Genomic DNA, 15,493 nt, shown 5'->3' on the forward strand with positions numbered 1-15,493 from the left:
GGCGCCACCGGGTGGGCGACGGCCCGGCGACCAGCGACGTCCAGGTGTTCCACGAGCCCGACGAGCGGTACTGGATCGGCGTCGGCTTGACCCGCAGCCGCCGGTTCCTCGTCATCGAGGCGGGCTCCAGCATCACCAGCGAGGCGTGGCTGCTGCGCTCCGACGAGCCGACCGGCGAGTTCACGGTGGTGTGGCCGCGGAAGGAGGGCGTCGAGTACGACGTGGAGCACGCGATCGTCGGCGGCCACGACCGGCTGCTCATCGTGCACAACGACGGCGCCGTCAACTTCGAGCTCGTCAGCGTCTCGGCCGACGACCCGCAGGGACCCCGCCGGATGCTCCTTCCCCACGACCCGGCCGTACGCCTGGAGGGAGTGGATGCGTTCCGCGACTTCGTCAGCGTCGAGTACCGCCGCGAAGGGATGACCCGGGTCGCGGTCGCCTGCGTCCCCCAGCCGGACAGTGAGAAGCCCGACGACGACACCCCGCACGAGCTGCACTTCGACGAGGAGCTGTTCACGGTCGGCGTCGGCGGCAACCCGGAGTGGACGCAGCCCTTCCTCCGCCTCGGCTACGGCAGCTTCGTCACGCCGTCGACGGTCTACGACTACGACGTGCGCACGCGTGAGCTGACCCTGCGCAAGCAGCAGCCGGTGCTCGGCGGGTTCGACCCGTCGCTGTTCGCACAGCGCAGGGAGTGGGCGGTCGCGGAGGACGGTGCGCGCATCCCGGTCTCGCTGGTCTACCGACGCGACCTGGTGACCCCCGGCGAGCCCGCGCCGCTGGTGCTGTACGGCTACGGTTCGTACGAAGCGAGCATGGACCCGTCGTTCAGCATCCCGCGCCTCAGCCTGCTCGACCGCGGCGTGGTCTTCGCGATCGCGCATGTGCGCGGCGGCGGCGAGCTCGGCCGGCTCTGGTACGAGAACGGCAAGAAGCTGCGCAAGAAGAACACGTTCACGGACTTCGTGGCGGCCGCGCGCCACCTCGTCGACCAGGGCTGGACCGAGCCATCGCGCCTTGCCGCGCAGGGCGGCAGCGCGGGCGGACTGCTGATGGGCGCCGTGGCGAACCTGGCGCCGCGCGACTTCGCCGGCATCCTCGCGGAGGTGCCCTTCGTGGACCCGCTGACCAGCATCCTCGACCCGTCCCTCCCGCTCACGGTGATCGAGTGGGACGAGTGGGGCGACCCGCTGCACGATCCGGAGGTCTACGACTACATGAAGTCGTACTCGCCGCTGGAGAACGTGCACGCCACCCGCTACCCGCGGATCCTCGCCATCACGAGCCTCAACGACACGCGCGTGCTCTATGTCGAGCCGTCGAAGTGGGTGGCCCGGCTTCGCGATATGGATGCGGATGTGCTGCTGAAGATCGAGATGGCCGCGGGGCACGGCGGCGTCTCCGGCCGGTACGCCGCCTGGCGCGAGCGGGCTTTCGCACTGGCCTGGCTGCTCGACGTCGTGGGGGCGCATCCGTCCGGGGAGTGAGGAGGGCGCCGTGAGCTGCGCACCATCCTGCCCAACCGGTCACCCGCGCGTGACTGCGCCGGTTCGTCACATCTGCGCCGGGTCGACCGGGCGCAGACGTTCCGAACGACCGCAGTCAGCAGCGGAGCGCGGCTGCCGGGTCAGCAGGCGTTGAACCAGGAGTTGCTGTTCAGCACCGCGTCGCCGCCGACGGCGACCAGGCGCGTGACGCCCGTGTCCTGCATGGCGGAGAGGGCGCTAACCGGAGCGCACCACCCCGTGGCGAGCAGCAGCGGTCCGGGATGCGCGACCGCCAGAACCGCCGCCGTCAGGGCGTCGGGGAAGTTGAGACCGCTCGCCATGTAGGTGACGCCGGTGTGCGGGAGGGTGCGCGCGAGCTCGGCCGCCGTCGCGAACCGGTCCGACCCCGCGACGCGGTCCACCGGGACGCCGAGGGTGGAGGCGAGGCCGTCGGTGACGACGTCCGAACCGCCGACCACGGTGGCGTGCGTCGTCCCCCACCGGCGGAGCGCATCCGTCGTCCCCGCATCGGCGGCACCCAGCCAACCGTTCACGAGCAGCACCGGCCGACCGGTCTGCGCGGCCGCAGCGGCGGCGGCCAGGGCGTCGGGGAAGGCATTGCCCGTCACCACGTAGACGTCGGGCGCGCGCGTGCCGAAAGCGTCGTCGATGATCGCGCGGGACACCTCGAAGCGGTCGGCGCCGCCGATCCGCCGGACGTCCGGCGAGAACGGCAGCGCGCGGATCGCGGCGACCACGTCATCCGTGATCGCCTGGACGCCGCCCACCACGATCACCTGCTGCGGGTGGAGGCGGACCAGCTCGGCCGCCACGTTCGGGTCGAGCGCGCCGGGGCGCGTGAGGAGGAGCGTGCCGTGCGTCTTCGCCGCGGCGGCGCCGGCCGAGAGCGCGTCCGGGAACGTCACGCCGGAGGCGACGTACGCGACCGGGACGCCGGCCGCAGAATCGGGGAACGCGCTCTGCGAGACCGCCACCGACGTGGCGAAGCGGTCCGAGGAGGCGACGCGGGACCAGCCGCCGGAGAGCGGGAGGTCGATGCCCACCGGGTCCGTCTGCTGCTCGATGGTCACGCTCAGCAGTCGCGTGGTCACGACGGCACGGAGGTCGCGGCCGACGTCGCCCACCGTCGACGTGTACGTGGCCGAGGTCGCGTCTGGGATCGGCGACGGATAGCCTCCGGGGTTGCCCCCGCCGCGCCCGTTCCAGCTGGTCCACCGGTACGTGTCGGTGCCGCCGCTCGGAGCAGCGAGCGACACGGTCAGTGTCGACCCGGCTGTGGCGAAACCGCTGGTCACCGGGCCGCTGATGGTGGCCAGCGGCGGACGGGATGCGGGCACGGAGACGTTGAAGCAGGTGAAGACCGCGGTGTACGGCTGGGCGTTGATGTTGTACAGGCGGGCGCAGACGTTGACCAGGCCCGTGCCGGGAAGGTACCCGGAGTGGAAGTCGAAGCCCTGGTTCGGGCCGGCCGCCGGGTAGACGCGCGGGACATCCGGCCGGGGATACGCGAAGTCGTTGTGCTCGGCGTAGCCGATCGTGACACGCGCGCCGCCGGGAGCGGCGGCCGTGAATTCGATGCCGGCCGTGGTGAGACCGTTCGCCCCACGGTCGTTGAGGTCGGCCGCCCAGCCGGTCAGATGGAGCGTCGGCCTGGTCTCCGCACCGACGTACGAGACGGTCACGGTGTCGATCGATCCGGCCGGCGCGAGCGGGAGCACCGCCCACGCCGAGGCGGATGTCGCGGGCAGCAGCGCAGCGGCGAGGACGGCGAGCGCGCCGGCGACGGCGACGAGACGGACCTTCATCGAGAGACTCCCCCAACGACGTGTCCCCTGGGAGGGCCTGCGTGCACCGTGCACGCTCCGACCCGTCGCTGAAGTGAGCATAGCGGCGCGCGGGCGCGAGCCGCACGAACGGCTCAGCCGAGATCGTCCGGGTCTTTCCCGGTGCGCTCACCGCTCTCCAGCTCCGCGATGGCCCCGAGGTCCTCGGCGTCGAGCACGAAGCCGAAGACGTCGATGTTCGCGCGGATGCGCTCTGGCGACGTCGATTTCGGGATGACCACGTTGCCCAGCTGGAGCTGCCAGCGGATCACGATCTGGGCGGGCGTCACACCGTGCTTCGCCGCGAGACGGTCGAGCGTGGCGTCGCCGAGGATGCGGCCGCGCGCGAGCGGTGACCACGCCTCCGTCACGATGCCGTGGGCGGCGTCGTAGGCCCGCACCTCCTCCTGCGGCAGCCACGGGTGCAGCTCGACCTGGTTCACGGCCGGGACCGTTGCCGTCTCCCGGGCCAGCCGGTCGAGGTGGTGCGTGTGGAAGTTGGCCACGCCGATGGACCGCGCGCGGCCCTCGTCGCGCACGCGCTCCAGCGCGCGCCAGGTCTCGACGTAGCGGTCGCTCTTCGGCGCGGGCCAGTGGATGAGGAACAGGTCGATTGTGTCGAAGCCCAGAAGCTCGAGGCTCCGGTCGAACGAGCGGAGGGTCGAGTCGTAGCCGTTCTCGGTCCACCACACCTTGCTGGTGACGAACACCTCCGAGCGGTCGAGCCCGCTTCGGCGAACCCCCTCGCCGACCCCGTGCTCGTTGGCGTAGAAGGCGGCCGTGTCGATGTGGCGGTACCCGGCCTCCAGGGCGGCGACCACGGCATCCGCTGTCTCGTCCTCCGGGATCTTGTACACGCCGAAGCCGAGCTGCGGGATGGTGTTGCCGTCGTTGAGAGTCAGCTCCGGGATGCTCGCCATGGGTTCATTCTGCCCGGACCGGAACACAGACGTGAGGTGACGGAAGGAGAACCACAATGGCGTCGACCGGCACGTTCCCTGGCAATGACCTCCATGCCGGTTGCGACCGGGCGGCGTCTGCGGGAGCGTGGGGCACTCGTGGACCATCGAACGGAAGGAGAGCACATGCTCACCCTCACGGAGAACGCCAGCACGATCGTCAAGACGCTGACCGACCAGTCCCCCGACGAGACGGCCGGCCTGCGGATCAGCAGCAGCAACCCCGACAGCACCGCGTTCGCGGCGAACGTCGCGCCGGAGCCGGAAGCCACCGACCAGGTGGTGGAGTCGGGAGGCGCCCGCATCTTCCTGGAGACGCAGGCGGCCGAGGTGCTCGACGACAAGGTGCTGGACGCACAGGTCGACGACCAGGGAGCGGTCAGCTTCGCCATCGGCGTGAACGGCTAGGCAACCCGCGCAGAGAGCCCGGATCCGGATGGATCCGGGCTCTCTGCATGCTCAGCTCTCCGCGCAGTCGGCTCTCCGTCGTGCTCAGGTCCCCGAGGCGCCCTCGGACTCGCTCTCCTCGTCCGGATCGGGCAACTCGTCCACCACGATGGGATGCGGCGCGGTCCGCTGCTCCGGCAATCCCCACAGTGCCTCACCGTGGCCGGCGTCGAGCAGGAACTCGACCGCCGACGTCCACAGCGGGACGATCTTCATCGGCGGGATGTCCTCCTCGCCCGGGAAGTGCGCCGCGAAATGGACCTCCGGCTCACCATGGATGGGGTCTGCCGCCGCGATGAGCCCGTAGTAGCTCCCGTCCTCCACGACGCGCCACCGCCCGGTGCGCCCATGCTCGGGCTCCAGCCGCACCGTGTACCCGCCGTACGAGAATTCCGGTCCGGGAGGCAGGGAAGCGCGCTCGTCTTTCGTCATGCTCCCGTTCTACGGCCGCGGGATCGCGGGGACAACTCGTTCACCTGCCTAGCGAAACGGTGTAGGGCCACACCCGTCCGTTCATTTTCCCGACGCGCAAACCTCATCCAGGGCCTCGAAAGCATTGCCGAAGGCAGTGAAGTGGCCGACGACCTCGGCGAGCTGTCTGCAGCGTCTTGACGCGACTGCGGAGAATGCGTCTGGGCTGAACGGGTCGTTCTAGGCGCACCCCGTCGCGGAGGTGTCAATCACTGGCCACCGCAGGGTGGGCACGATGAGATGGTTCCGGTGCGCGAGCGGCATCAACCCCGATCGGCGGCTCGCGCACCTCCTCTCTCGGCCGCCGGTGTCAGCTGGCGGGAACCTCGTCGGCGAGCTCCTGCTCCCGCTCGCGCTCCTGCTCGGCCTCCGCGTCGTCGCCGCGGAACTGCGTCATGTACAGGTCGTAGTACGCGCCCCGTCGCTCCAGCAGAGTGGCATGGTCCCCCTGCTCCACGATCCGTCCCTGCTCCATCACGAGGATGGTGTGGGCGTCGCGGATCGTCGAGAGCCGGTGCGCGATGACGAACGACGTGCGGTCGGTGCGCAGAGCCGCCATCGCGTGCTGCACCAGCAGCTCGGTGCGCGTGTCGACCGACGAGGTCGCCTCATCCAGAATGAGCAGCGACGGGTTGGCGATGAACGCACGCGCGATGGTGATGAGCTGTCGCTCGCCGGCCGAGACGTTTCCGCCCTCCGTGTCGATCACGGTGTCGTAGCCGTCCGGCAGCTGGCGCACGAAACGATCGACCATCGTCGCTTTGGCTGCGTCGATGACCTCCTCGTCGGTGGCGTCGAGGCGGCCGTAGCGGATGTTCTCGCGGATGGTCCCCGAGAACAGCCACGCATCCTGCAGGACCATGCCGACCTGGCCGCGGAGTTCGTCCCGCGAGAGGTGCGTGGTGTCGACGCCGTCGAGGCGGATGGCGCCGCCGGTCAGCTCGTAGAACCGCATGATCAGGTTGACGAGCGTGGTCTTGCCCGCGCCCGTCGGTCCGACGATCGCGACCGTGCTGCCCGGTTGGACGCTGAGCGACAGGTCGCGGATCAGCTCGGCCTCGGGGTCGTAGGAGAAGTCGACATGGTCGAGCTCGACGCGGCCGTCCGCCCGTTCGGGCAGGTGCTCGGTCGCCGTCTCCGCCTCCTGCTCCTCGGAGTCGAGGAACTCGAAGGTGCGCTCGGCCGAGGCCACGCCGGACTGGAGCATGTTGGCCATGCCGGCGATCTGGCCGATGGGCTGCGAGAACTCGCGCGAGTACTGGATGAACGCGGTCGCGTCTCCGATGGTCAGCTGGCCCGCCGCCACCCGGAGTGCACCGACCACGGCGATGAGCACATAGGAGAGGTACGACACGAAGTTCATCGCCGGCATGATGCTGCCCGAGACGAACTGTGCGCCGACCTGAGCCTTGTGCAGCTTCGCATTGCGTGCGTCGAACTCCTCCAGCATGACCGCATCCCGGCCGAAGGCCCGCACCAGGTCGAGACCCGAGTACGACTCCTCGATGTGACCGTTCAGCGTGCCGGTCGACGCCCACTGCGCCTTGAACAGCTTCTGCGAGCGCGAGCCGATCACGCCGGCGATCACCCCGGAGAGCGGGATGGAGATCAGCGCGATCAGCGCCAGCTGCCACGACACGATGAACATCATGATGCCGATGCCGAGCACCATGAGCACGGACTGGATCAGCTGCGAGAACGCCTGCTGCAGCGCGGTCTGGATGTTGTCGACGTCGTTGGTCACGCGCGACATCAGGTCTCCGCGCTGGCGCGTGTCGAAGTAGCTGAGCGGGAGGCGGTTGAGCTTCGCCTCGACCTCCTTGCGCAGCCCGTAGACCACGCGCATCACGAGGGCGTTCAGCAGGTAGCCCTGCCACCACTGCAGCAGCGCGGCGACGAAGTACATCGCCAGCACGATCATCAGCAGACGCCCGAGCTCGGTGAAGTCGATGCCCTTGTGCGGTCCGTACACTCCCCGGGCGATCACGTTGGTCGCGTCGCCGAGGATCTTCGGCGCGATCACGACGAGCACGACCGAGACGACCGTCAGCAGCGTGACCCACGTCATCCCGAGCCACTCGGGCTTCAGCAGGCCCATCAGCCGCTTGAACGACGACCAGAAGTTCTCGGCCTTCTTCGCGGGCACGCCGCCGAACATGTCGCCGTCGCCCTCGCCGGGCGTGAAGTCGTAGTCCTCTTCGAGCTGGTCGAGGACGATGTCCTTCGCGGCCGGGGTCTGCCCCTCCTCGGGGCGGCCGCCGCGCTTCTTGCGTTCCGTGGTGCGTGCCATCTCAGGCCACCTCCAGGCTCAGCTGCGACTCGACGATCTCGCGGTACGTCTCGTTGGTCTCCAGCAGTTCGTCGTGGGTGCCGCGTCCGACCACCCGGCCATCGTCCATGACGATGATCGTGTCGGCCTCGCGGATGGTGGAGACGCGCTGGGCGACGACGATCAGCGCGGCATCCCCGATGGAGTCGGCGAGCGCACGTCTCAGGCGCGCGTCGGTCGCGACGTCGAGCGCCGAGAACGAGTCGTCGAACAGGAACACCTTCGGCCGGGCGACCAGAGCCCGCGCGATGCACAGCCGCTGACGCTGTCCTCCGGACACGTTGGTGCCGCCTTGGGCGATGCGCTCGTCGAGCCCGTGCTCCTTGGCGCGGACGAAGTCCGCCGCCTGCGCGATCCGCAGCGCCTCCCACAGCTCGTCGTCGGTGGCGTCGGGCCGGCCGAAACGGAGGTTGGAGGCGATGGTGCCCGAGAAGAGGTAGGGCCGCTGGGGCACGAGTCCCAGGACGCCCGCCACCTCCTGCCGGGAGAGACCGTCGACCGCGACGCCGCCGACCCGGACCGTTCCGCTCTGCGGGGTGAACAGGTTCGCGATCACCGACACCAGCGTGGTCTTGCCCGAACCCGTGGAGCCGACGATCGCCGTCACCTCACCAGGTTCGGCCGTGAACGACACCTGGTTCAGGACCGGCTTCTCGGCGCCCGGGTAGCCGAAGGTCACATCCCGGACCTCGACGCGTCCGCTCGCCGGGAGGGTCGCCCCACCGGCTCCCGTCTGGGTGCTGCTGGGCTCGGCTCCGAGCACCTCCTCGAGGCGCTCCGCGCAGACCATCGCGCGGGGGATCATCATGGCCATGAACACGCCCATCATGACCGCGACGAGGATCTGCAGGAGGTACTGCAGGAACGCCGTGAGGGCGCCGATCTGGATGTCGCCCGCATCCACTCGGTGCCCGCCGAACCACAGCACGGCGACGGTGGCCGCGTTGAGGATGAGCATGATGACCGGGAACATCAGCACGAAGACGTTGCCGACCTTGACCGAGATGCGCGTGAGAGCGGCGTTGGCGTCGTCGTAGCGCTTCGTCTCGAACCGCTCGCGGACGAAGGCGCGGATCACGCGGATACCGACGATCTGCTCGCGGATGACGCCGTTCACCCCGTCGATTCGCTCCTGCATGATGCGGAACATCGGCAGCAGCAGGGAGACGAGGATGCCGACCACGACGAAGAGGACGGCGACGGACACCCAGATCAGCCAGGACAGACCCGCGTCGACGCGGACCGCGAAGATGATGCCGGCGATGCACATGATCGGCGTCGACACCATGAAGTTGAACGTCATCAGCAGGAGCATCTGCACCTGCTGCACGTCGTTGGTGTTGCGCGTGATCAGGGTCGGCGTGCCCCAGCGGGCGAGGTCGAGCGAGGGCAGCGCATCCACCTTGCGGTAGAAGGAGCGGCGGATGTCCTTGCCTGCCGACATCGAGGCCCGCGCGCCGAAGTACGTGGCGGTGACCGCCGCGATCACTTGCGCGAAGCACACGATCAGCATGAGGCCGCCGGTGCGCCAGATGAATCCGGTGTCGCCGGTGAAGATGCCCTTGTCGATGATGTCGGCGTTGAGGGTCGGCAGGTAGAGGGCGGCCATCGTCGCGATCAGTTGAAGGATCACGACCGCGGTCACCGAGCGCCAGTAGGGGCGCACGAAGCGGAAGGAGAGGCGAAGCAGAGTCACAGTGAGTCCCGGGTGTGCTGTGTGTGGATATCGGTGTCGACGATGCGCGACGCCTTCGACGCTATTCACTATTGAGGACGCGGGGCGTCCTCAATAATGACGCGTCAGGCGGCGGTGTAGTGGAGGTGAAGGACGCCGTTGTCGTAGGCGTCGTGCTGGCGCAGCCGTAGCGTAGCGGGCGGGCTGCCCTCCGGGAAGAGGCGGGCGCCTGTTCCGCGGACCAGGGGATAGACGAAGAGGTGGAGGGATCCGATGAGTCCGTCGCCGAGCAGCCTGCGCACGAGCGAGCCGGATCCACTGATGTAGACGCCGCCGCTGAAGCCGTCGGCGAACTCCCGGATGCGCGCCACGTCGTATCCGCCGAGGGAGCGGGAGTTGCGCCAGGTGCGCTCTGCGGTCTCGTCGTCCAGAGTGGAGCTGACGACAGCCTTCGGGCTGTCGTTGAAGAACGGAGCCCCGGGATCGTCTTCGGCGGTGCGCGTCGACCAGGCCGGAGCGAACATCTCGAAGGTGCGACGGCCGAGCAGGATCGCATCCGACTCTCGCGTCAACCGCCCGATGTCTTCGCCCATCGCAGGGTCGAAGCCGAAGTCGAATGTCCAGCTCGGATCCTCGAAGACGCCGTCGAGCGAGACGAATTCGTGCACAGCGATCGCGCCCATCCGACTCCCCTTTCCCCCCGGAACAGCATAGGGGCTGGGTCGGCGAATGCGGAGACCGGATTCGCCGGACAGAGGTGGCCGCACAGAGGTGTTACGATACGGAACGTGTCGTATCCACTCACTCCCGCTCGCGGCGGCCGGCCGCGCGACGAGGAGCGCGAAGCCAGCATCCTCGAGGTCGTCAACGCACTGCTCGCCGAGCGCGGGTACGAGGGCGTCTCGTTCGAGGAGGTCGCCCGCCGCGCCGGGGCGTCCAAGCCGACGCTCTACCGTCGCTGGAAGACCAAGCGCGAGATGGTGGTCGCGGCCCTGAAGGCGGGTCCTGCCCACCGCGACGGTCCCGATGAGATCGACACCGGCTCCCTCCGCGGAGACCTCCTCGCGCTCTGCGACCGCCTCCTCACCACGCTTCACGGGGTCGACGGCCAGACCGCGCTCGTGCTGCTGCAGGCCGGGTGGGAGGACCGCGAACTGGGCGAGTCCATCGAGGAGACAGTCGGCCCGACGGGTGCCCGCCTGCCCGCCTCGGTCATCGCGGCCGCTGTCGGGCGGGGCGAATTGCCGGTGGGCGTCGACCCGTTCCCGTATGAGGAGGTCACCGGGTCCGTCCTCCTGCTGCGCCGGCTGGGCGGCCTGTCCACGAACCCGGCGTACGTCGAGGCGCTGGTCGACACCGTCCTCATCCCCGCCCTGCGCGCGACCGCCCCGGTCGGCTCACGTACCGCGGCCCTGCCCGCCGGCATCTTCTCCGGACGACCCGCCGTGAACGACCGCTGACCGCATCCCGAAGCCGCAACCCGCACCTTGAGGAGAAGCACCATGCCCACCATCGACGGATTCACCACCCGCACCATCGCCGGGAGCGGCGATGTGCCCATCCACGTCGCCGTCGGCGGCCGCGGACCCGCCGTCGTACTCCTGCACGGCTTCCCGCAGACGCACTACATGTGGCGGGATGTCGCCTTGCGGCTGGCCGGCGAGCACACGGTCATCCTCCCGGACCTCCGCGGTTACGGACAGAGTGGCAAGCCCGCGGAAGACGGCCCCGGCACGTACGCGAAGCGCACCATGGGCGAGGACATCGTGGCGGTCGCCGCCGCGCTCGGCCACGACCGGTTCGGGCTGGTCGGCCACGACCGCGGCGCGCTTGTCGGCGTCCGCACCGCGCTCGACCATCCCGACGCCGTCGCCTACCTCGGCATCCTCGACGTGCTCCCGACTCTCGACACCTGGGAGGTCCTGCACGGCGTGGATGCGAAGCTCGCCTGGCACCTGTACCTCATGGCCCAGCCCGCGGGTCTCCCTGAGCGGATGATCGCTGCCGTGGCGGAGGACTTCTTCGCGTCGTTCCTCGACGCATGGGACACGGACGGCCGCACCTCACTCCGGAGGTGCGCGAGCACTACCTCCGGAGCTCGGTGGACGCCGTCCCCTCGATCGTGGCCGACTACCGGGCGAGCGCGGGTGTCGACCTCGAGCACGACCGGGCCGACCGCGCGGCCGGCCGCACCCTCGCGATGCCCCTCGGCGTCATCTCGCAGGACTGGGGGTCGCAGCTCGGCTTCGATCCAACTGCGATCTGGGGCGCGTGGTCGGACGACCTCACGTACGAGCCGATCGACGCCGGCCACTTCATGGCGGAGGAGAAGCCGGATGAACTGGCCGCCTTCGTCCGGCGCCTGGCGGCGAGGACGACGCCGATCGGCCGACCTCGCTGGAGCCGCCCTGCGTGACGTGCGGCCGGCCCCTCGCGGCGCAGCCCCTACTGCACCGACCAGCCGCCGTCGCTCGGCAGGACGGCACCGTTGATGTTGATGCCGTCGTCGCTGAGCAGGAAGGTGATCGACGCGGCGAGCTGCTCCGCCGTCGCGATGGTCGGGATCTGCTGCTGGAACGGGGTGAGGCGCGCCGTGCCCGCTTCGGACGGGTGCGCGGGCATCGGGATGCCGGTCGCGACGCCACCCGGCGCGACGGCGTTTACGCGGATCCCCTGCGAGCCGTACATGAACGCCGTGCTGCGGGTCAGGCCGACGACGCCGTGCTTCGAGACGGTGTACGCCGTCCCGGACGCGTTGCCGCGCAGGCCGGCCTCCGACGCGACGTTGACGATGGATCCGGTGCCCGCCTGGAGCATGACCGGCAGGACGGCGCGGGTCAGCTTGAATCCGCCGGTGAGGTTGATGCCGATGGTGCGGTCCCACACGGCGTCCGAGGTCTCATGGGCCGGTGAGAAGTCGTCGTTGACCCCGGCCACGTTCGCCAGCGCGTCGATGCGATCGCCCGCTGCGGCGACGATGCTGTCGATGTCCCCCTGCTGCGTGATGTCGCCGGTCACCGTCACCACGGAGCCGTCCGGGAGGGAGGCGGCGAGCTCCTCCAGACGTGCGGCCGAGATATCGACAGCGACCACTCGACCGCCTTCGCGCGCGATGCGGGATGCGGTGGCCCGCCCGATCCCGGATGCCGCTCCGGTCACGATGACGGTCTTACCGTCGAAACGTCCGGGCGTGACCTTCTCGACCCATCCCGACTCCACATCCTCGGGCATGACGCCGCCGTTCACCCGCAGGACGAGGTCGTCGACGACCGACTGCGGTAGCTGACCCTGGCTGAGGGCGACGAGTTGCTGCAGCGGGAGTCCGCGGACCGGCGCGAGCATCTCTTCGCCGACCCCCGCCTGTGCGAGCAGTCCCTGGATGAGCGGGGCGCCCTCGGGATGCGCCAGCCACTCGCCGATGGTGCGTGCGGTCAGGGGCTTCGGATCGGTCATCGCCGTCCCTTTCATTCGGGGGTGGGATTTCGATTATGGCACTTGATGCCACAAATCGACCGGTGAATCCAAACAGGAGCACCGCAGGGGGTTTCCTCCTGCCCTCGGAGGGCGTACGGATGTGCGTAGCCGATAGACGGGACGAGGGAGGGATGCGCGTGGACACGGTGATCGCCGTGCTCGAGCGCGACGACGTCGCGTTCGAGATCGAGTTCGAGCGGACGAGCGAGCCCCCCTTCGAGCTGCGCCTTCCCTCGCACATCGGCGGAGCCGCCGTGATGGACGTCTTCGACCTCTGCGACTCCTCCTTCTGGCCGGAGGTCATCCGCTACCGGTTCTCGGAGTGCGTCCCTGTCGTGATCGGCTCACCGGACGACCTCTGACCCTCCGGCACGTCAGCCGACTGCGTGTCAGCCGAGAGCGCGTCAGCCGAGGGCGAGGACGACCTTGCGACCGGCTTCCGTCGCTTCGGCGAACCGATGCGCCTCCCAGACCTCGCCGAGGGGAAAGAGCACGGGCTCCGCTGTGCGGAGCGAACCCCTCGCGGCATCGGCGAGCAGCGAAGCGAGAAGGCGCCGGTACTCGGCCCGACGCGTGGCGACGTAGAGGGGGACGCTGCACACGCGGTCCCGCAGGTGGGCGGCGGAGTCGAGGGAGCCGCGGAAGGCGTCGCCGCGCTCGTGGCCGGGGCGGCCGGCGAAAGCGGTGTGGATGAGCGCCCCGCCGGGAGCCAGCGCCTCGCGGACGCGCGGCGAACCGGTGTGGTCGATCGCCGCATCCACACCTCCCCCGGACGCCTCGCGGACGCGGGCCGGCCAGTCGGTCGCGGTGTAATCCACGAACGGGATGCCGAGACGCTCCACCGCATCCCGGCCGCGTTCCGACGCCGTGCCGACGACGGCGCGCCCCTCCCGCCGCGCCAACTGGACGGCGAGCGCACCCACGGCGCCGGATGCGCCCTGCACCAGCACGCGTCGCGCCGGACCGGCGAGTTCGAGGGCGCGGCCGGCCGTCACGGCGTCGAGCGGAAGCACGGCGGCCGCGGCCGCATCCATCCCGCTCGGCAGCGCGACGAGGAACGTCGGGGAGATCGTCAGGAACGTCGCGTGCGCGCCCATGCGCGGCAGCACGCCGGCGACAACGGTCCCCTCTCGGAGGCCGAGCGCCAGCGAGACGGCCGACTCCGTCACCAGCTCGCCCACGAAGTCGTACCCGGTCACGAACCCTGGTCGGGGCTGCAGCACATAGCCGCCGCGCCGGGCGAGCAGGTCGGTCGAACCGAGGGAGGCGTACGTCACGCGGACCACCACGTCAGTGCGGCGCGGCGCCGGGAGAGCCTCGCGGGCGAGCACCACCGCCGACGGGTCGCCGAAACGGGAGACCCGGGCGACGAGGCGCGAAGGGATGTCGTGCTCTGAGGAACCCATCGGCCGTCAGCCGGCGCGGCGCTGCAGCAGAGCTGCGCGCTCCGGGTGCGACTCGAACCAGTCGGCGACGTACCAGCACATCGGAACGATGCGCAGCGTGCCGCTCTTCTCGATGTCGTCGACCGCGTACTCGACCAGCTGCGCTGCATACCCCTTGCCGCGGTGGTGCGGCACCGTGAAGGCCCGCGTCAGCGAGATCGAATCGCCGAGGATGCGGTAGTCGAGCACGCCGACCAGCTCGCCGTCGATGTGCATCGCGTAGCGGCTGGCGTCCTTCTGATCGCTGAACTCCGTGCCCATGTGCCCATGCTACGTCCGCCGACTCGCGGGGGAGGCCGGGTAGTGTGAAGCTGTGGGAACCCGGCCCGCACCTTCAGGTCCCCGCGCATCCCGCGACCACGTCACAGCAGACCCGGCCGCCGGCGGCACCCGCCGACCGTGCGACGTGACGACCCTGGAGCACGACCGTGACGTTGGACACCCCGTCGCCCGCACTCGCCCCCGCCTTCCAGGCCCTGCTCGAGCAGGTACCGATCGGGGAGCACTCGGTGATCGAAGCCGAGACCGTCGCCTACGAGCACGAAGGCCAGCCGCTCGAGGGATACCTGGCGCGCGACATCCAGGCGGACGAGCGGCGTCCCGCGGTGCTCGTCGTGCACGACTGGAACGGCGTCGCGGACAACGTGAGGATGCGCGCGCAGATGCTGGCGCGCCGCGGGTACGTCGCCTTCGCCGCCGACCTCTACGGAGCGGGCGTCCGACCCACCGGGGATGCTGCTGCAGCCGAGGCGCGCAAGTACTACGACGATCTACCCGTGCTGCGCTCCCGGGTCGCCGCCGGATTCAGCTGGCTGCGGCAGCATCCCGCCGTCGATCCGGCCCGCCTGGCGGTGATCGGCTACTGCTTCGGCGGTTCCGCCGCCCTCGAGTTCGCGCGCGCCGGAGCGCCGGCCCGCGCGGTCGTGTCGTTCCACGGCCGCCTGATCGCCCACGAGCCGTCCGACGCGGCGCAGATCGCCGCCTCCCTGCTGGTCCTGACGGGAGGCGACGACCCGGTGGTGCCGGATGCTGCGGTGGCCGCCTTCGAGCAGGAGCTGCGCGGCGCGCCGCATGTCGACTGGCAGGTCACCACGTACTCCGGGGCGCCCCACGCGTTCACGATTCCCGGCACCGACCGCTACCGTCCGGTGGCGGACGCGCGCAGCTGGCGCGCCCTCGTCTGCTTCCTCGACGAAGTGTTCCGCTGAGCACGCCCCACCCACCCCTCCCTCCGCTCCCGCCCGTCCGCTCGCGCCTCGCCGTCCTCGCCCGCCCGTCCGTCCCTCCGCGGCCGTCTTTCGCCGAAGTGCTCGTTGTTGCACCTGTCTCTTATACACATCTGACGCTGCCGACGACGGA

General features: G+C 70.0%; 16 protein-coding genes. 6 read left to right on the forward strand and 10 right to left on the reverse strand.

Annotated elements, in window-relative coordinates:
- Nucleotides 1-1,490: S9 family peptidase (locus tag ACPYOG_RS15115; protein ID WP_481295005.1), on the forward strand; the 1,490-nt coding region annotated here is incomplete at its 5' end.
- A 140-nt stretch (nucleotides 1,491-1,630) separates the two neighbouring features.
- Here the strand turns inward: ACPYOG_RS15115 and ACPYOG_RS15120 are convergent.
- Together ACPYOG_RS15120 and ACPYOG_RS15125 are read right to left on the reverse strand one after the other, a co-directional pair.
- On the reverse strand, nucleotides 1,631-3,316 hold the full coding sequence (locus ACPYOG_RS15120; protein WP_481295006.1) for a cell wall-binding repeat-containing protein: 1,686 nt from the start codon (nucleotides 3,314-3,316) through the stop codon (nucleotides 1,631-1,633).
- A 113-nt stretch (nucleotides 3,317-3,429) separates the two neighbouring features.
- Nucleotides 3,430-4,254, reverse strand: coding sequence for an aldo/keto reductase (locus ACPYOG_RS15125; RefSeq protein WP_481295007.1), 825 nt, complete (start codon nucleotides 4,252-4,254; stop codon nucleotides 3,430-3,432).
- Nucleotides 4,255-4,419: 165 nt separating this feature from the next.
- On the opposite strand from ACPYOG_RS15125, the gene ACPYOG_RS15130 reads away from it, so the two are divergent.
- A complete protein-coding gene (locus ACPYOG_RS15130; protein ID WP_090035139.1) occupies nucleotides 4,420-4,701 on the forward strand; it encodes a Fe-S cluster assembly protein HesB in 282 nt (93 codons plus the stop codon).
- A gap of 84 nt (nucleotides 4,702-4,785) precedes the next feature.
- Here the strand turns inward: ACPYOG_RS15130 and ACPYOG_RS15135 are convergent, their stop codons facing one another.
- From ACPYOG_RS15135 to ACPYOG_RS15150, 4 genes are all read right to left on the reverse strand, one after another.
- Nucleotides 4,786-5,172, reverse strand: coding sequence for a hypothetical protein (locus ACPYOG_RS15135; protein WP_481295008.1), 387 nt, complete (start codon nucleotides 5,170-5,172; stop codon nucleotides 4,786-4,788).
- Nucleotides 5,173-5,521: 349 nt separating this feature from the next.
- Complete coding sequence (locus ACPYOG_RS15140; protein ID WP_481295009.1) at nucleotides 5,522-7,501, reverse strand: ABC transporter ATP-binding protein; 1,980 nt, start codon at nucleotides 7,499-7,501, stop codon at nucleotides 5,522-5,524.
- Nucleotide 7,502: 1 nt separating this feature from the next.
- On the reverse strand, nucleotides 7,503-9,236 hold the full coding sequence (locus ACPYOG_RS15145; protein WP_481295010.1) for an ABC transporter ATP-binding protein: 1,734 nt from the start codon (nucleotides 9,234-9,236) through the stop codon (nucleotides 7,503-7,505).
- A 104-nt stretch (nucleotides 9,237-9,340) separates the two neighbouring features.
- Nucleotides 9,341-9,898, reverse strand: a complete 558-nt coding sequence (locus tag ACPYOG_RS15150; RefSeq protein WP_090035149.1) for a dihydrofolate reductase family protein — start codon at nucleotides 9,896-9,898, stop codon at nucleotides 9,341-9,343.
- Nucleotides 9,899-10,003: 105 nt separating this feature from the next.
- Here ACPYOG_RS15150 and ACPYOG_RS15155 point away from each other — a divergent pair, with 105 nt between their 5' ends.
- Together ACPYOG_RS15155 and ACPYOG_RS15160 are read left to right on the forward strand one after the other, a co-directional pair.
- Nucleotides 10,004-10,675, forward strand: coding sequence for a TetR/AcrR family transcriptional regulator (locus tag ACPYOG_RS15155; protein ID WP_481295011.1), 672 nt, complete (start codon nucleotides 10,004-10,006; stop codon nucleotides 10,673-10,675).
- A 168-nt stretch (nucleotides 10,676-10,843) separates the two neighbouring features.
- The gene (locus tag ACPYOG_RS15160) at nucleotides 10,844-11,707 is read left to right on the forward strand and encodes an alpha/beta fold hydrolase (RefSeq protein ID WP_481295018.1); all 864 of its coding nucleotides are present in this window, start codon (nucleotides 10,844-10,846) and stop codon (nucleotides 11,705-11,707) included.
- Here the strand turns inward: ACPYOG_RS15160 and ACPYOG_RS15165 are convergent.
- Nucleotides 11,661-12,668 carry an SDR family NAD(P)-dependent oxidoreductase gene (locus tag ACPYOG_RS15165; protein ID WP_481295012.1) on the reverse strand — a complete coding sequence of 336 codons (1,008 nt, stop codon included), beginning with the start codon at nucleotides 12,666-12,668 and terminating at the stop codon, nucleotides 11,661-11,663. The genes ACPYOG_RS15160 and ACPYOG_RS15165 overlap by 47 nt on opposite strands.
- Nucleotides 12,669-12,820: 152 nt before the next feature.
- Here ACPYOG_RS15165 and ACPYOG_RS15170 point away from each other — a divergent pair, with 152 nt between their 5' ends.
- Nucleotides 12,821-13,051 carry a hypothetical protein gene (locus ACPYOG_RS15170; RefSeq protein WP_481295013.1) on the forward strand — a complete coding sequence of 77 codons (231 nt, stop codon included), beginning with the start codon at nucleotides 12,821-12,823 and terminating at the stop codon, nucleotides 13,049-13,051.
- A gap of 42 nt (nucleotides 13,052-13,093) precedes the next feature.
- Here the strand turns inward: ACPYOG_RS15170 and ACPYOG_RS15175 are convergent, their stop codons facing one another.
- Together ACPYOG_RS15175 and ACPYOG_RS15180 are read right to left on the reverse strand one after the other, a co-directional pair.
- Nucleotides 13,094-14,095 carry a zinc-binding dehydrogenase gene (locus ACPYOG_RS15175; RefSeq protein ID WP_481295014.1) on the reverse strand — a complete coding sequence of 334 codons (1,002 nt, stop codon included), beginning with the start codon at nucleotides 14,093-14,095 and terminating at the stop codon, nucleotides 13,094-13,096.
- Nucleotides 14,096-14,101: 6 nt separating this feature from the next.
- The gene (locus ACPYOG_RS15180) at nucleotides 14,102-14,395 is read right to left on the reverse strand and encodes a GNAT family N-acetyltransferase (RefSeq protein ID WP_481295015.1); all 294 of its coding nucleotides are present in this window, start codon (nucleotides 14,393-14,395) and stop codon (nucleotides 14,102-14,104) included.
- Nucleotides 14,396-14,562: 167 nt separating this feature from the next.
- On the opposite strand from ACPYOG_RS15180, the gene ACPYOG_RS15185 reads away from it, so the two are divergent.
- On the forward strand, nucleotides 14,563-15,342 hold the full coding sequence (locus ACPYOG_RS15185) for a dienelactone hydrolase family protein (RefSeq protein ID WP_481295016.1): 780 nt from the start codon (nucleotides 14,563-14,565) through the stop codon (nucleotides 15,340-15,342).
- Here the strand turns inward: ACPYOG_RS15185 and ACPYOG_RS15190 are convergent.
- A partial coding sequence (locus ACPYOG_RS15190; RefSeq protein WP_481295017.1) for a hypothetical protein occupies nucleotides 15,273-15,493 on the reverse strand: 221 nt, incomplete at its 5' end. The two genes, ACPYOG_RS15185 and ACPYOG_RS15190, sit on opposite strands and share 70 nt — an antisense overlap.

The sequence above is a fragment of the Leifsonia sp. HAY1-4F genome, from assembly GCF_056755275.1.

Coding starts and splice junctions, on each gene's coding strand:
- ACPYOG_RS15120 (WP_481295006.1), bottom strand. CDS start 3,316: ATGAAGGTCCGTCTCGTCGCCGTCGCCGGCGCGCTCGCCGTCCTCGCC.
- ACPYOG_RS15125 (WP_481295007.1), bottom strand. CDS start 4,254: ATGGCGAGCATCCCGGAGCTGACTCTCAACGACGGCAACACCATCCCG.
- ACPYOG_RS15130 (WP_090035139.1), top strand. CDS start 4,420: ATGCTCACCCTCACGGAGAACGCCAGCACGATCGTCAAGACGCTGACC.
- ACPYOG_RS15135 (WP_481295008.1), bottom strand. CDS start 5,172: ATGACGAAAGACGAGCGCGCTTCCCTGCCTCCCGGACCGGAATTCTCG.
- ACPYOG_RS15140 (WP_481295009.1), bottom strand. CDS start 7,501: ATGGCACGCACCACGGAACGCAAGAAGCGCGGCGGCCGCCCCGAGGAG.
- ACPYOG_RS15150 (WP_090035149.1), bottom strand. CDS start 9,898: ATGGGCGCGATCGCTGTGCACGAATTCGTCTCGCTCGACGGCGTCTTC.
- ACPYOG_RS15160 (WP_481295018.1), top strand. CDS start 10,844: ATGTGGCGGGATGTCGCCTTGCGGCTGGCCGGCGAGCACACGGTCATC.
- ACPYOG_RS15165 (WP_481295012.1), bottom strand. CDS start 12,668: ATGACCGATCCGAAGCCCCTGACCGCACGCACCATCGGCGAGTGGCTG.
- ACPYOG_RS15170 (WP_481295013.1), top strand. CDS start 12,821: ATGCGCGTGGACACGGTGATCGCCGTGCTCGAGCGCGACGACGTCGCG.
- ACPYOG_RS15175 (WP_481295014.1), bottom strand. CDS start 14,095: ATGGGTTCCTCAGAGCACGACATCCCTTCGCGCCTCGTCGCCCGGGTC.
- ACPYOG_RS15180 (WP_481295015.1), bottom strand. CDS start 14,395: ATGGGCACGGAGTTCAGCGATCAGAAGGACGCCAGCCGCTACGCGATG.